This window comes from Marinicella pacifica (assembly GCF_014636635.1).
Classification (GTDB): Bacteria; Pseudomonadota; Gammaproteobacteria; order Xanthomonadales; family Marinicellaceae; genus Marinicella; species Marinicella pacifica.
The window spans coordinates 43,129-57,195 of the sequence record NZ_BMEO01000012.1 but is presented as its reverse complement, the minus strand read 5'-3'; the positions used below and the strand labels follow the sequence as shown (position 1 = coordinate 57,195).

General features: G+C 44.8%; 15 protein-coding genes and 3 tRNA genes. 8 read left to right on the top strand and 10 right to left on the bottom strand.

Features of this window, described 5'->3' with window-relative positions:
* Positions 1-130: 130 nt before the first annotated feature.
* The gene (locus IEV16_RS11460) at positions 131-2,116 is read left to right on the top strand and encodes a DUF7452 domain-containing protein (protein WP_188365850.1); all 1,986 of its coding nucleotides are present in this window, start codon (positions 131-133) and stop codon (positions 2,114-2,116) included.
* A gap of 225 nt (positions 2,117-2,341) precedes the next feature.
* On the opposite strand, the gene IEV16_RS11455 is transcribed toward IEV16_RS11460, so the two are convergent.
* Positions 2,342-3,541 (bottom strand): NnrS family protein, encoded by a 1,200-nt coding sequence (locus IEV16_RS11455; RefSeq protein WP_188365849.1) that lies wholly within the window; start codon positions 3,539-3,541, stop codon positions 2,342-2,344.
* Positions 3,542-3,657: 116 nt separating this feature from the next.
* Here IEV16_RS11455 and IEV16_RS11450 point away from each other — a divergent pair, with 116 nt between their 5' ends.
* The 4 genes from IEV16_RS11450 (at position 3,658) to IEV16_RS11435 (ending at position 5,846) form a co-directional block, all read left to right on the top strand.
* Positions 3,658-4,560: a DMT family transporter gene (locus IEV16_RS11450; RefSeq protein ID WP_188365848.1), complete on the top strand. Its 903-nt coding sequence runs from the start codon at positions 3,658-3,660 to the stop codon at positions 4,558-4,560.
* A 70-nt stretch (positions 4,561-4,630) separates the two neighbouring features.
* On the top strand, positions 4,631-5,077 hold the full coding sequence (locus IEV16_RS11445) for a hemerythrin domain-containing protein (protein ID WP_188365847.1): 447 nt from the start codon (positions 4,631-4,633) through the stop codon (positions 5,075-5,077).
* Positions 5,078-5,079: 2 nt separating this feature from the next.
* Positions 5,080-5,586, top strand: coding sequence for an MgtC/SapB family protein (locus tag IEV16_RS11440; protein WP_188365846.1), 507 nt, complete (start codon positions 5,080-5,082; stop codon positions 5,584-5,586).
* 59 nt (positions 5,587-5,645) lie between these two features.
* Positions 5,646-5,846, top strand: coding sequence for a DUF3185 family protein (locus IEV16_RS11435; RefSeq protein ID WP_188365845.1), 201 nt, complete (start codon positions 5,646-5,648; stop codon positions 5,844-5,846).
* A gap of 57 nt (positions 5,847-5,903) precedes the next feature.
* On the opposite strand, the gene IEV16_RS11430 is transcribed toward IEV16_RS11435, so the two are convergent.
* Positions 5,904-6,062, bottom strand: coding sequence for a DUF1328 domain-containing protein (locus tag IEV16_RS11430; RefSeq protein ID WP_188365844.1), 159 nt, complete (start codon positions 6,060-6,062; stop codon positions 5,904-5,906).
* A 70-nt stretch (positions 6,063-6,132) separates the two neighbouring features.
* On the bottom strand, positions 6,133-6,744 hold the full coding sequence (locus IEV16_RS11425; protein ID WP_188365843.1) for a BON domain-containing protein: 612 nt from the start codon (positions 6,742-6,744) through the stop codon (positions 6,133-6,135).
* A 292-nt stretch (positions 6,745-7,036) separates the two neighbouring features.
* Here IEV16_RS11425 and IEV16_RS11420 point away from each other — a divergent pair, with 292 nt between their 5' ends.
* The 3 genes from IEV16_RS11420 (at position 7,037) to IEV16_RS11410 (ending at position 9,339) form a co-directional block, all read left to right on the top strand.
* On the top strand, positions 7,037-7,939 hold the full coding sequence (locus IEV16_RS11420) for a DMT family transporter (RefSeq protein ID WP_188365842.1): 903 nt from the start codon (positions 7,037-7,039) through the stop codon (positions 7,937-7,939).
* Positions 7,939-8,514: a uracil-DNA glycosylase family protein gene (locus IEV16_RS11415; protein WP_188365841.1), complete on the top strand. Its 576-nt coding sequence runs from the start codon at positions 7,939-7,941 to the stop codon at positions 8,512-8,514. The genes IEV16_RS11420 and IEV16_RS11415 overlap by 1 nt, the downstream gene beginning before the upstream one ends.
* Before the next feature lie 114 nt (positions 8,515-8,628).
* Positions 8,629-9,339: a hypothetical protein gene (locus tag IEV16_RS11410; RefSeq protein ID WP_188365840.1), complete on the top strand. Its 711-nt coding sequence runs from the start codon at positions 8,629-8,631 to the stop codon at positions 9,337-9,339.
* A gap of 37 nt (positions 9,340-9,376) precedes the next feature.
* On the opposite strand, the gene IEV16_RS11405 is transcribed toward IEV16_RS11410, so the two are convergent.
* The 7 genes from IEV16_RS11405 to pdsR all read right to left on the bottom strand — a co-directional run bounded on the left by IEV16_RS11405 (position 9,377) and on the right by pdsR (position 14,037).
* On the bottom strand, positions 9,377-9,649 hold the full coding sequence (locus IEV16_RS11405) for a hypothetical protein (RefSeq protein ID WP_188365839.1): 273 nt from the start codon (positions 9,647-9,649) through the stop codon (positions 9,377-9,379).
* A 436-nt stretch (positions 9,650-10,085) separates the two neighbouring features.
* A tRNA-Leu gene (locus tag IEV16_RS11400) sits at positions 10,086-10,172 on the bottom strand.
* A gap of 348 nt (positions 10,173-10,520) precedes the next feature.
* Positions 10,521-10,594 (bottom strand) — tRNA-Cys (locus tag IEV16_RS11395).
* Between the two features lie 132 nt (positions 10,595-10,726).
* Positions 10,727-10,801 (bottom strand) — tRNA-Gly (locus IEV16_RS11390).
* A 64-nt stretch (positions 10,802-10,865) separates the two neighbouring features.
* Positions 10,866-11,420, bottom strand: coding sequence for a CDP-diacylglycerol--glycerol-3-phosphate 3-phosphatidyltransferase (gene pgsA, locus IEV16_RS11385; RefSeq protein WP_188365838.1), 555 nt, complete (start codon positions 11,418-11,420; stop codon positions 10,866-10,868).
* 98 nt (positions 11,421-11,518) lie between these two features.
* Positions 11,519-13,348: an ATP-binding protein gene (locus IEV16_RS11380; protein ID WP_188365837.1), complete on the bottom strand. Its 1,830-nt coding sequence runs from the start codon at positions 13,346-13,348 to the stop codon at positions 11,519-11,521.
* Positions 13,345-14,037, bottom strand: a complete 693-nt coding sequence (gene pdsR / locus IEV16_RS11375; RefSeq protein ID WP_188365836.1) for a proteobacterial dedicated sortase system response regulator — start codon at positions 14,035-14,037, stop codon at positions 13,345-13,347. Before pdsR ends, IEV16_RS11380 begins: the two co-directional genes overlap by 4 nt.
* Positions 14,038-14,067: the final 30 nt, after the last annotated feature.

Sequence of the window (14,067 nt, the reverse complement as noted above, 5' to 3'; positions counted from 1 at the left end):
CCTGAAAACACATTGAAACAGTCTGAAAAATAAATAATTTTCAGAGTTGATGTCATAAATTTTTGTGCTTTTACGAATCAATAAGTCAGACACCCTGTTTGGGTGCTGACTTTTTATAAGGAGTAAAGCTATGAAGAACATTTTAATTTTAATCATGACAGTGATAAGTCTGCCGGCGGCAGCCTTTAGTTTCTGGCCGGGTGGGGCGGCACCCTGTAACACCACGTTACAGGCCTGTATCGATGGTAGTCCGGTGGGTGAGTACATCGAAATACGCACCAATAGCACCATAAATGAGAACATTTTTGCCAACAAAGCCGTCTCTTTGGTGGCAGCTAACGGTTATAAGCCCAAATTTTCAGTAGGTAATAATGTTCAGGTGTATGCCAACGGGGCTTATACGGTTCGGGTCAAGGGTCTTACGTTGCTTGGTGGCAGTATGCAGGTGGTGGGTGCCGGTGCACCGCATAGTATTTATGTGACTCATAATGATGTCACTCACACCAATGCCAATGTTGCCAGTATTCGGGTCTATAACACCAGTTATGATGACATTCATTTTGATGTCAGTTACAACAGGGTTCATACCAACTTTTTGAACAGCCCATCTGATGAGTTCGGTGCCATCAGCGTTTATAAAACAATTGGTAACGGCACCGCCACCGGCCGCGTGTACGGTAATACAGTGACGGCAGTGGGCATTGAATCTCGGGGTATTATGTTGAATGAACGGGTCGGTGGCGGTATCGATATGAATGTTATTGGCAATGAGATTTATGGAGCCACCCAGGGAGGCGTTTATGTGTTAAGCGAACATAATAACAGCGATATTCATGCCAAAATTGGCAGCAATGCCTTTTATCGGCATGATGATTTTTATTTCCCTTCGGGTGTACATCTTGAGGCGCTGGATGGTGATATTGAAGCTGAAATCGTCAATAACAGTATGATTGAATCCCGCTATGGCGTGGATATTATTGAGGTGCCCGGTGCCATGGTGGATGCCTATGTTTATAACAATCTGGTGGCATATGGCATTACCGGTTTTTACTTTCCTGCAGCCGCTACCGTAACCCATGACTATAATCTGGTCTACGATGTCACTAGCAACACGGGTTATACACCGGGTCCCAATGCGCTGTCAATTAATCCACAGATTGTGGGTTTACAAAATGCCCGTTTAAGACCCGGCTCACCAGCAATTGACAGTGCGCAATCCATAGCCTTATTGGCTTTGGGTGGCAGCCCGTTTATTGATGCCGACGGTGGCATTCGCATGAAGAAAAAAGGCAGTGGTGCCGCGCAATTAGATATCGGTGCTTATGAATCGGGCGATGTGTTTTATACCCATGTTAATAAAGGTACGGGCTCTTATATCAGCACTTTGGATCATCCGGATTTGAACGGCGACAGTGGTGCGGATGAAATTCACATCACCTCAAACTGGTCCCACAATGGCGCTGTTGGGCCTTATAATAATGATAATGAGGGTATTTATTATACCGGTGGAAAATGGCGCGTCTTTAATGAGGGTTTAGTCGATATTGAACCCAATGCGGCTTTTAATGTGGCTAAATTTGCTGCGGTATCGAACACCTTTGAACATGAGGTCACGGCTGCGGGCAATAATTATACCAATATCAATAAATCAGGTTTAGATGGTCAATCCCAACGTATTTTGCAAGTCACGCAACATTGGACCGGCACCTATAACGACCATCCGCCCGGTGTCTGGTACGGTTTTGGCAAGTGGAACATCAGTAATCTGGATTTGGTCAACATCCCCAATGGCGCCAATTATAATGTTTATTTCCAGGAACCCAGTAAAAGTGCCTGGGAGCATGTGGCTTCTGCGGCTAACATTGTTTCCAACCGAACCACTTTAGATAATCCCATCATTAACGGTGTGCCCTGTGCCCAGGTACATGTGACCCAAAGTGTATCTCAAGGTGTTTATAATGCCCATCCTGTCGGGGTATATTATTCTGGGGGCTATTGGCGTGTTTATAACCAGGATTTAGCTGCGATGCCTGTGGATGCGGCTTTTCATGTGGTGGTGAGCCCTGAGCAGGTGGCGGCCTGTTCGGATTTGATTTTTAAAGATGGTTTTGATTAAAACCATTATAAAGAGACCTTTGCAGAAGTCGTGAATCATGTTAAAAAGTTTGAAAAGCTAAATTTCTGCGTTAGAAAACTAATCAATAGCCCTGCTATTACTCGCGTTTCCTGCCTTGAACTTTAGCTTTTCAATTCTTTTTTCCAAAGCTCCAGACTTATGCAGAGGTCTCATAAAGTTAATAAAAAGCCCGGTTAATATGCCGGGCTTTTTTATGGTTAGAAATCAGCCCGGTTGGCCATCCGCCCGGGGTTTAAACCACACCGGTATATATCGCACAGTGAACAATAAAAAGGCCAGTGCCCACAGACCGCCGGATATCAGCATACCGTTAAAGTGGCCGATGATACCGAACAGCGGTAAAACAGAGCGAACCAGAACTGACAGAACCAGTAAAATAAAAATCGGTGCCAGCACTTTAGGTGGACTGTGTAAATTCCGGCCGCTGTGGCCATAACTGACCCGGGTCATCATACCGACGGTAATAATACCTAAACAGCCGATGGTCAGCATATGTAACGCCAGGTAATAAATACCGGGTTTAAATATCATGGCAAACATCATGATAAAACCAATAATCAGCATGGCATACCCCAGATGCAATACCCACACCAGCGGCTTAAGCCAGATTTGCCGGTTATACCAGCCAAATAAACGAATACTGTGCAAAATAATATTAATGATTGTTAAGCCACCCCAAAGCCAGGTGATGTGCGGTGCCAAACTCAAAGCAAAAATCCAGGCAATCATCATGGGCGGAATTAATAATTCAATTACCTGATAGCGTTTAGCCACATAGCGCTCAGGCACACCATTTTGGCTGAACATGGGGAACACCCGGCCGGCCATGATGATAATTAATAACAATACCCAGAACAGCACAAAATTGGTTAAAGCCCGCGCCCAGGTGTATTCGCCGGAAAGAATGGCGACATGAACTGAAATATTGATAAAGGCAAATAAACCCACCAGACCAATCATAAAATAATTACGTTTATTGCCGGCCTGAATCAAGGGAATGGCAATCATGACCACCAGCATGATTAAATATAAAACATCCACACAGGCAATCAACCATCCGGGTAAGCCCGGTATAAAGGCCACCAGTCGGCCTGACAGCCATATAAACGTCAGTGCAGCCAAGGTCACCGGTGTGGATGTGGGGCGGCGGGTCCAGTTGCCGATAGCAGTTAATAAAAAACCACCGATGACCGCCATGGTGTATCCAAACACCATTTCATGGGCATGCCATAAATTCGGGGTGTAGTAGCTAAGACCTGAAAAAATCACACCGTGGTGCTGAAATAATAACCAGGCCAAAATCAGCCCCAAACCACCGAGTCCGGCCATAAAAAATAAAGACCGAAAGCCTAAGGCAAACAAACCGTAATAAGAACGGGGTAAATCTGACTGTATATTTTTCATGGAGGCATTATAGGCAGAGATAAAAACTATTTGGTTGATTTGGGTCAAAAAAATGATTGAATCCGACGCTAAAGATAACAATAATGGCCTTTTGTTAAGCGATGTAAGCGACGCCAATGAATCATGCAAAGCAACGACAAACAGCGGCCTTCGCTTTGCTGTTTGGCGCCATCTTAATCAGTACCTCCAGCGTCTGGGTTAAATTGGCAGATTTAGCCCCCACAGTCAGCGGTTTTTATCGCATGGCCATTGGTGGCGGCTTGTTGATTGTGGTTTGTTTAATCACCGGCCGACAACTTTGGCACAGTGGTGCCTATACGCTTAAATTATTATTTGCGGCGATGTTTTTTGCTGTGGATTTGTGGCTGTGGCACCGCAGTATTCTGTTTGTAGGACCGGGTTTGGCCACGGTTTTAGGTAATTTTCAGGTGTTTTTTATGACCCTGTTCGGTGTGTTGTTTTTAAGTGAACGGGTCGGTTGGCGTTTCATAACCGGTTTGGGGCTGGCTTTTATCGGTTTGTTTTTACTGGTGGGTGTTGATTGGGCCAATTTTGACGCCGATTATCGCATCGGTGTGGTTTACGGTTTATTGACAGCGGTGGCTTACACCGGTTTTATGCTGGTGTTGCGACAAGTGCAGGGCATGCACAGTGCCTTGTCGCCAATGTCCAATTTAGGCATGGTGTCACTCATGTGTGCCGTTATTTTGGCGATTTTAGCTGTATTAGAAGGTGATTCTTTTGTAATTCACGATAATCAAACCTTATTTTCAATGATTAGTTTGGGGGTGTTTTGCCAGGTGATTGGTTGGGTGATGATTACCCGATCGATGCCTTTGTTGGCCACTTCACTGGTCGGATTGATTTTATTGTTACAACCGGCGCTGTCCATGTTATGGGATATTGTCTTTTTCAGTCGCCCCACATCCATGCTCGATATCCTTGGCTTTGTGGCTGTTATGATTGGTATTTATGTGGCTTCGGTAAGGCGGACAAAGCCCATTAGAATGAACAGTTAAACGTCGATAAATTATTGATTTTTTTGAGGTAATTGCTTTAAAATAATTAGGTTTTATAAGCAGTAACCCCATGAAAATTGATCAGGCCATTAGATTGGATCATGCCATTCAAAGAGATTTAATTGAGCAATTACTGGATACAACGGGCGATTCTGAAGAAAGGCGAGGTTTATTTAAACAGCTGAAACAGGAACTATCGATTCATGCAGATGCCGAAGAGCGGCATTTTTATGTGCCTTTAATTGAAATCGACCGCACCCAGGAGGATGCCCGCCATGGTATTGCCGAACACCATGAAATAGATGAACTGGTCGAGCAGGTTGAACAAACCGCATTTGATTCTTCCGGGTGGTTAAAACACGCCAGGAATTTAGCCGATAAAGTGCTGCATCATTTAGAAGAGGAAGAACAGGATTATTTTCCCAAAGCCGATAAAGTGCTGAGTGATGAACAATCTGAAGAAATGGGTGATCAGTACCTTAATGCCATCAATGATGCCCGTAAAAACAGCGATTAACCATGTTGGATTTCCTTGGCATTAACGTTGAACATTACATTGAGTGGAGCGTTATCTTACGCCACCTGGTTTTGATAGGTTTTGCCTTGTTATTGACTTTGCCGGTGGCGGTTAATCGTGAAGCCAATTCTTCAGGCGGCGGTGTGCGCACCTTTCCTCTGGTGGCGGTGGCCACCTGTTCTTATACCTTGCTCTGTCTGGATGTCATAAGCAATGATGAAGCCATTGGTAAATTTATGGCCGGTATTGTTACCGGCATTGGTTTTATCGGCGGCGGCGCCATTTTAAAAATGAAAGATGATTCAAGGGTTTCAGGGTTAGCCAATGCGGCCAGTATCTGGAACACCGGTGCCATAGGCATGTCGGTGGCCTGGCAACGTTTTGAGATAGCCATCATTATTGCCGTGATTAATTTTCTGATTTTGCGCATTGGTTATAACGCCAAAAAAATCGTGAAAAATAATGGCGGCTGTGAAAAAGATGAAGTGAAGAAATCCGACTCCGATTAGCGGATTGGTTGCGTTTATTTAAACGTATTTTTTTAATATGAAAAGAGGATGTGAATTGTATGAGTACGAATAAAATTATTGGTTTGGTGTTATTGGTCTTAGGTGCTGTGTTGGTGTTTTTTGGTTTAAATGCCGCGGATGCCCCTTTAGAGGAAGCTTCAGAAGCCCTCACCGGTCGTTACAGTGACGAAACCATGTATTACCTGATTGGTGGTGCTGTTGCTGCGGTGGTGGGGATTGTTTTACTGCTAAAAAAATAAGTTGAACCATAAAAAACCCCGCGATAAAGGCGGGGTTTTTCTAGGTTATGATCACAACTACCTGAGTACGTGACCGAGTAATGAAAGTACCAGTAACACCAAGAAAATAAAGAAGATAATCTTGGCGATTCCTGCTGAGGCACCGGCGATTCCGCCAAAACCTAAGGCGGCTGCAATCAGTGCGACGACTAAAAAAACTAATGCCCAATATAACATAATAAAAACCCTCGTTTTTGGTTAAAGGATGCCAACGGGGACAAGTCCCCGTCAGCCTGTTGACGGTTATTTATGAATCTTTGACAACCTGTAATTGATTATCAACACTGCGAACACCGTCGGTATTTTCAGCAATTTTTTCAACCAGATCTTTCTCAGCTGAACTGCTGACGTTTCCTTTTAAAGTGACTTCACCATACATGGTGTCAACATTCACCTTTAATCCGGATGTTTCGCCATTCCACAGGAGTTTTGATTTAATGGCTGCTGTGGTGGTGGCGTCGTTATACCAGTTACTGAAAGAGCGCTCAGAATCATGATCAGCGTGTTCGCCATGATTCATTTTCTCAGGCTTTTCAACGGTGAGGTTATTTTCCACTTTTGCTACACCTTCAATGCCTTTGGCGATTTCACCGGCCAGCTCTTTATCAATTTCAGAGTTGACCGTACCTGATAACATCACTGTCCGTGCTTTTACATCTGTGTCGATGGTGAAATTATTGAGATGACGGTTAACCAATAAAGCTGTTTCCACTTTACCATCTAACCAGGCATCTTTCAGTTTATCGTCCGTATCGTACTGGGAGTTATCGGCCAGTGCGATGGGGGTAACAGCAATAGATGCCGCTAAAATTGTCGTTCTAATGGCATTTCTTAACTTGTTAGATTTATAATTTTTCATAATTATTGTCCTCATAAAATTTAAGTTAAACCACATGCCGAATGACATGATGGCTTCCATTATAGCGATGCGCCGTTAATTCAAAGTTATTCAATTGTTAAAAACAGGTTAGCGGTTATGGCATCTAAGTTATTGATATATAGGCTTAAACCTAAGTCAGCACTTGGTTTGACCGGGGTCTAAGTGAGATTTATTCGCATACAAAAATATTAGAAATAAATCTATTTAAGTGCTCTAAGAGAAGCTGTTTTATTTGTTACAATGCCTGATTATCCTGTTTACATAATCATGTATGTTCCCACAAGGCACCACCCAAGGTTTACTCCGTGCAATCGGGCTTATGCTGTTGGCTGCATTGGCTTTTAGCGTGATGAATGTATTGATACGCGCCGCTTCGGTTCAGTTACATGCCTTTGAAATTGCCTTTTTTCGCAATGTGTTTGGTTTGTTGTTTATGTTGCCGTGGTTTTTTAAACACGGTTTAAACGTTATCAGAACCGACCGCCTGCCTTTATTTATGGTTCGCGCTGTACTTGGGATTGTTTCCATGTTCTGTTTCTTTTGGGGTTTAACGGTTTTGCCGCTGGCCAAAGCCGTGGCTTTGGGGTTTACCGTTCCTTTGTTTGTCACTGTAGGTGCTGCGGTGGTTCTAAAAGAGGCAGTCCATGCACGGCGCTGGGCTGCGGTCATTGTTGGCTTTATTGGTACATTGATTATACTTAGACCTTCACTGGATGGTGACTTAATCCCTTCTTTGGTGGTGGTGTTTTCGGCCTTAACCATGGCCGCCTCGGTGCTGATTATTAAAGATTTATCACGCACAGAAAACCCCAACACCATTGTTATTTTTATGGTTTTGTTGATGACCCCGTTGTCATTGCCGGTGGCTTTAACGGTGTGGCAGTGGCCGGATGCCTGGGGGTGGCTGTTACTTGTTTTGTTGGGGTTTAGCGGTAGTCTGGCGCACTTATTGTTTACCCACGCCATTCGTGGCAGCGAGGTGTCATTGGTGATGCCTTTTGATTTCGCCCGTTTACCATTTGTTATCGTGCTGGCCTGGTTGTTTTTTAATGAACGTGTTGATCGCTGGACATTGATCGGTGCTGTTGTCGTTTTCGCCTCAGGTGCCTACATTGCGCACCGTGAATCGCAATTGCAAAAAAGACGGGCCCGACTGATTAAAACGACAGATTAATGGACCAATTATTACACAAAATCAGACAGTGTCGGGTGTGTGAGGATCATTTGCCGCTGGGACCACGGCCGGTGGTGCAGGCCTCAGGTAGCAGTCGAATCCTGATTATCGGCCAGGCGCCCGGTACCAAAGTTCATGAAACCGGTATTCCTTGGAATGACCCCAGTGGTGATGAACTGCGCCGATGGTTAAATATGGAGCGTGACTTATTTTATAACTCGGGCCTTATTGCGATTGCGCCGATGGGATTTTGTTATCCGGGCCGTGGCCGGTCCGGTGATTTGCCACCACGTCCGGAGTGTGCGCCTCTATGGCATGAACCCTTGTTCAAACTGATGCCGAATATTGAACTGACTTTGTTAATTGGTCAATATGCCCAGAAATACTATTTAAAAGACAAACCCAAAACACTGGCGGAAACGGTGCGCAACCGCGATAATTTTTTACCGGACTATTTCCCGTTACCGCACCCCTCGCCTCGCAACCGTTATTGGCGCATGCAAAATACCTGGTTTGAACAAGAGGTGATTCCTGAACTCAGGGAACGCGTCAAAGCGTGTCGCATAGAAATCTGAAGGCACCGCTTGAATCTTTTAATTGATCCGAGCTGATTTTATAATAAAGCTGAAACGCCATTTAATCCAAATTGTAGGGCGTTAGATAAATCACTACTAAACAGGAATACAGACATGATTTTAGACTTCAAAGTCAGCCACCTCAAAAAATGGCATCAACCCACTAACAGCAATCAGGCTTTAATCCATTTTATCAAACAAGCACAAAATAATGCCGGTTTTAGCAATCTTGAGTTAGTTAAACGCATGGGTTTTCGAAATACCAACAAAGCCATGCGACGCTTGCATCACTTTGAGCGTAGCGGGCAATTAGCACCCATATACCGCCAAAAAATCATTCAGGTATTGGGTCTGAATAAGGCCGATATCGAACAGATTGAACAGCAGCACAGTGACCATCAATGGTTGCAGTTGGCTTTATTTATTCGTCACTTTAATCAGATATGGTCACACCGGAAAATGATTGTGCGACATCCGGATTATGCCAACGTTTCTTTTCCGGGTTTGTATCTGAGCGTGGCTTACTTGCAGGTACCGAACTATAATCTGGGACTGTTGTTACAGCATTACATGAACGGTGATTGGATGGAGAGCAGTGTCTGTTGTGGTGACTTTCATATTGTCGGTGCCGGAGGCAGTCCGTTATCGGGACGCAACACCTGCCATGGTTTTTGTGGCCAATGTCAAAACCAAAAACATTATACTACGGCTCAATTCGGCACATTATTAAAAGCCCATAAAGCCATCAAGCCTGTTTGTGAGCAACGATTGACAGACAAAACGATGACAGACTTATTGCGAGATTTTTCGCTGTTGATCGATTAAGGCTGTGTTTTGGTTCACAGCCTTAACCACAAAAATATTAAAGATTGTCTAATTCAGCCAATAATTCATCAACCGCTTCACAGGCTGGTTCCAAATTATCTTTGTTAACATCACGTAACTTGTTTAACTTCTGCGAATAAGCCGCAATGGACATCAGCTTACCCATATCACCCGATTCCACAATTTCCTGCATTTTGGCTGACACTTCTTCCAGTTTATCTTGCAAAACATCTTCCGTACATGGGGCATCACAAGCGCTTAGTAGTAAAAGACTGCCGGTTAATACAGCTGCTAATAAAATACGTTTCATAAAAACTCTCTTTTTTGAATTGAATGGAATGATTGTAGCGTATCGGGTTTTTAATTTGGTTGGCTATTTGATTATTATCAATAATTTGAGGTTTGGGTCGCAGATTCGGGCTTGTGTTTGGTTGGTTTGGGTTCAGGTGTGGGTAACCAAGCACATTATTTTACTTTATATTTAAGATTTGTACTGTTATCAGCTTTAAAGCGATTTCTGCGGGCACGGCGACGCATTAGTCTGGCGAGTTTAAAGCCGGCTGGTTTGGGTGCGCGATTTAAGTGTTTCACCATTTCTTTGGCAATCTGTCGATCTTTAACCATGAAAAGTGATTTGATATAAATCCACATACTAATCTCCGTTGGTTGCTAATTATTTAAAATAGCATAGGGGGGCGGGTTTTTTGAGTGCCGGAAGTATTGTTTTGGGAGTTGGAACCAGAGAATGGTGCCCGGGAATGGAATCGAACCATCACGGTATTTCTACCGGGGGATTTTAAGTCCCCTGCGTCTACCAATTTCGCCACCCGGGCTTTTTTGCTGTCTTATGCTTCCATGAGGTCAGCATATTCTGCGTCAGTTGTTGTTCGAGCACAGGTGTGCACTCACAACGCCTTCCTTGCCTCTGCTAACCTCATGAAACCATAAGACTAGCAAAAAAATCCTATTTGATGCCTCAATCTTGGTGAGATCATCAATTGTTAAGTCGAAACTTGCTCAAGCATTAGCGTGCATTCGTAAGTTATCTTCTTGTTTTTGCCAACTTTATGAAACCATAAATTTAGCAAATTTGTTTTCGTTCGCCAGTTTGGCGAAGTGCTTCATTTTAGTTAAAAATTTGAAGCTGTAAAGGACTTTTGGGTCCTTTTTTGTTTTGAAGATGGAGGCTGAACCCGGAATCGAACCGGGGTACACGGATTTGCAATCCGCTGCATCACCACTCTGCCATCCAGCCGGAAATATGCCTATCTTCTTCGCGTTTTTATTCTCGCTTTTATTTGTTGTCAGTGCAAGCTTCGTTTTGGGTTTTGACGAGCGCTTGGGCTGAAAACAAAAAAGGGCTGATTTAATCAGCCCTTTTATTATTTGGAGCGGGAAAGGAGGATCGAACTCCCGACCCCAACCTTGGCAAGGTTGTGCTCTACCGCTGAGCTATTCCCGCTTTGAGGTTGGCTATTTTAGCCGTAATGTTTTTATTGTCAATCCATTTTTGGATAAAAAAGTCATTATTCGCGCATCAGGGGCCAGGCGGCACGTAAATAGACCACCATGGAATAAAGTGTGAGCGTGGCGGCAATGTAAAGCAGGCCTAAACCAATCTGTTGTACGGGTATAAACCATAAGTCGGCTTCATAGAGTAAAAAACCGATGGCCATCATTTGGAAGACGGTTTTTATTTTGCCGACCATGGCGACATTAACGGCACTGCGGGAGCCGAGTTCGGCCATCCATTCGCGCAAGGCGCTGATGGTGATTTCACGACCGACAATAACGGCTGTGGCTATCATCATGAGGGTGGTGGGGTGATCCTGGAGCAAAACCACCAGTGCAGTGGTGACCATTAATTTATCGGCCACCGGGTCTAAAAAAGCACCAAGCTTGGATGATACGTTGTATTTTCTGGCAATGTAACCGTCAAAAAAGTCGGTGATGCCGGCCAGCACAAATACCCAGCAGGCCACGAAACGCGCCCATTCGAAGGGCAGATAAAAAAACAGAATCATGACCGGTATCAAAAGGACCCTGAGAATGGTGAGGAAATTGGGGATGTGTTTGGTCATGGCGTAGTTTATGCTGATGGACTCATTATGTTCAAAAACCCGCTTATTCTATCAATCATTGTTCAGCTTGGCTTGACTTTTTTAGTCAGTCTTTGCCGTTATCTGATATCAGTTGCGCACATTCCTGCCAGGGTGACCACCACACCATCAGGTTGGTATTGGTTGTTGATGTGGATGTCAGCATGATGGAAACGAGCAATCAGTTGAGCCACATAGAGGCCAATGCCTAAATGTCCCGATTTAGACTCACTCCGGTAGGAATGTAATGATTCAAATACGGTGGTTAATTTCTCTGTCGGTATGGTGGGGCCCTGATTGCGAATGGTCAGTTGATAATGTCGGTTATCGGGGTGAAGGCTTAATTCGACCTGGATGGGGTGATTGGAGAGGCTGAAATCCATTGCATTATCCATCACTTTATCCAAAAGTTGTGCCATCAAGTCCGGGTTGCCTTTTATCATAACGGCTTGATTGGGGCTAAGGTATTGAATCTTGTTTAATTGGTTTTGGTATGCGGGCAACAAGTCTTCTAATAACTGATTGAGGTCAAAAGTCTGTTGTTCGTTTTCATTGATGGCTTGTTGTAAACGGCTTAATGAACTGAGTTGATTGAGGATGAATTTTAGACGGGTATTGGCTTTGGCGGCACGATCAATAAAGGTTTGTTGCTGGGGCGGCAGTTGTTGATGACTGACATTGTCCAGGGACGATTGGATAATCCCGATCGGGGTTTTCATTTCGTGGCTTAGGCGACTGCCCAGTTGTTTTAAATAATCAGTGTATTGGTCCATGCGGTTCAGCAACTGATGCAAATCGCGGGACAAATCACCCACTTCATCCGCAGCCTTTAACGAGGGTAAATGTTTATGAATAATGCCCGATTCATCTAATACATGACGCAATTGACGGCTTAAGCGGCGGATGCGCCAGGCCAACACGGCGGCATAGGCAAAAAACAGCAGCAGTAACATCAAAGCGATGACGAACAGCCAACCGATGGTTTGAATAAAGGTGCGAATTAAGTTGCGGTGGGTCAGCGGGTGGGTCAGGGTTAGGGTTATTTGTCCGCCCTGAAAGTCCCTGTGAATCACTTGTCGGTCGAGATTATGTTGTGAGCCATTGTTTTTACTGGCAAAAATCAGCGGATAAAGTACATGGGTCAGCCAGTCATTATCGCTTGCTTGTGTGGTGGTTTTGTTGATGTCGTAATAAGGTCGCTTGTGGTCATCAGTGACCAGCAGTCGGGCATTGTTCGGGGTGATTTGACTGAGGCGTTTGTGCCATGCCTGAACGGGTTTAAATAGGGCTTTGAGTTGTATGTTGTTGTTGGCATAATGACCGTAATAGCGTGTGTTACTGGAAAAATTTTGGTCCGTGGCCACCACGCCCAGCCGAGTCAAATGCTGGTCGGGCAGTCGGAGTTCCAGCTGATAACCGCCGGCGGTTTCATGCCAGTAAGCTTTGAGTGGCGCGATGTCGTTAACAGGCCCTTCGGCCTGTCTTTGGATATGTGTGAGCGCAATATTATCGTCGTCGCCGAACGCAATAGAAATTTGGTCACCGCCGGGTTCCGCGCGGCGTGTGGTGTCTTTCACCAAAACCCATAAATAAAGCTGTTGCCGGTGTTGGCCTAATTTAAATTGTAACTGTTCATCCGCTTCATAAGCGGTTAAAGATAGCCATTCATCGGATAAGCCGTTGAGCTGAATCGGGGGTGTCAGGGGCTCTGCGATAAGACCTGAGATAGGCTGATCAAAGTCGCTTAGGTATTGCTCGATACTGTTGGCGATGAGGTTGGCTTGCTGGCGACCGGCGTTGAGTAAATTATTTTGGTAACTGAGGTTTAATCGTGACAATGTAAGCCACATTAAAATTGGAAAACAGAGGCTTAACAGGGCAGTGATACCAATTTGCCATTTGAGTTTCATGATTGCCAGCGGTAGCCCATACCGTGAACAGTGTCAATACAATCAAAGTCAGGGTCTATTGCCATAAACTTTTTGCGGATGCGTTTGACATGTGAGGTAATGGTACCTTCGTCCACATAGATATTGGCATCCTGCATCAGCTGATCACGGGTTTTGACCTGGCCCGGATAACGCGCCAGGGATTGCACCATCCAAAATTCAGTCACGGTCAAGGGCACGGTTTGATTGTGCCATTGTACTTGTAAATTGTCGGTGAGTACGGTTAAGGGGCCTTGTTGCCATTGCTTTTGCTGTTGTTTGTTATCACGCAGTTCGCTGCGGCGAAATAAACCGGCCACCCGCGCCAGCAGGTGGGGCATCGATATATCCTTGCTAAGGTAATCATCGGCACCCAAGCGTAAGCCGGACACCACGTCCACTTCATGGTCGCGGGCGGTGAGGATGAGAATGGGGAGACTGTCAGATTGCTGGCGTAAATTTCGGCACAAATCAAAACCGGCATCGGGTTCATCACCGAGGCCGATGTCTAAAATGGCCAAATCCGGTAATGATTGCAGAAAGAATGTGTCGGCCTGTTGGCGGCTGTTAAGTCCGGTAACACGGTAACCGTGTTGTTCTAAAGCGGCACGGTAATTGGCCAACAAATCAGTCTCATCTTCAACAATTACAATGTGTTTTTGGGTTTTCATGAAATTTTTGGTTCTCTGTTTCGGTCAAAG

What these genes read in the sequence shown, in the direction of transcription:
- IEV16_RS11410 (WP_188365840.1), top strand. Translation starts at nt 8,629, where the DNA reads ATGATTTTAGACTTCAAAGTCAGCCACCTCAAAAAATGGCATCAACCC.
- pgsA (WP_188365838.1), bottom strand. Translation starts at nt 11,420, where the DNA reads ATGACCAAACACATCCCCAATTTCCTCACCATTCTCAGGGTCCTTTTG.
- pdsR (WP_188365836.1), bottom strand. Translation starts at nt 14,037, where the DNA reads ATGAAAACCCAAAAACACATTGTAATTGTTGAAGATGAGACTGATTTG.
- IEV16_RS11420 (WP_188365842.1), top strand. Translation starts at nt 7,037, where the DNA reads ATGTTCCCACAAGGCACCACCCAAGGTTTACTCCGTGCAATCGGGCTT.
- IEV16_RS11415 (WP_188365841.1), top strand. Translation starts at nt 7,939, where the DNA reads ATGGACCAATTATTACACAAAATCAGACAGTGTCGGGTGTGTGAGGAT.
- IEV16_RS11460 (WP_188365850.1), top strand. Translation starts at nt 131, where the DNA reads ATGAAGAACATTTTAATTTTAATCATGACAGTGATAAGTCTGCCGGCG.
- IEV16_RS11450 (WP_188365848.1), top strand. Translation starts at nt 3,658, where the DNA reads ATGAATCATGCAAAGCAACGACAAACAGCGGCCTTCGCTTTGCTGTTT.
- IEV16_RS11440 (WP_188365846.1), top strand. Translation starts at nt 5,080, where the DNA reads ATGTTGGATTTCCTTGGCATTAACGTTGAACATTACATTGAGTGGAGC.
- IEV16_RS11455 (WP_188365849.1), bottom strand. Translation starts at nt 3,541, where the DNA reads ATGAAAAATATACAGTCAGATTTACCCCGTTCTTATTACGGTTTGTTT.
- IEV16_RS11425 (WP_188365843.1), bottom strand. Translation starts at nt 6,744, where the DNA reads ATGAAAAATTATAAATCTAACAAGTTAAGAAATGCCATTAGAACGACA.
- IEV16_RS11405 (WP_188365839.1), bottom strand. Translation starts at nt 9,649, where the DNA reads ATGAAACGTATTTTATTAGCAGCTGTATTAACCGGCAGTCTTTTACTA.
- IEV16_RS11445 (WP_188365847.1), top strand. Translation starts at nt 4,631, where the DNA reads ATGAAAATTGATCAGGCCATTAGATTGGATCATGCCATTCAAAGAGAT.
- IEV16_RS11380 (WP_188365837.1), bottom strand. Translation starts at nt 13,348, where the DNA reads ATGAAACTCAAATGGCAAATTGGTATCACTGCCCTGTTAAGCCTCTGT.
- IEV16_RS11435 (WP_188365845.1), top strand. Translation starts at nt 5,646, where the DNA reads ATGAGTACGAATAAAATTATTGGTTTGGTGTTATTGGTCTTAGGTGCT.
- IEV16_RS11430 (WP_188365844.1), bottom strand. Translation starts at nt 6,062, where the DNA reads ATGTTATATTGGGCATTAGTTTTTTTAGTCGTCGCACTGATTGCAGCC.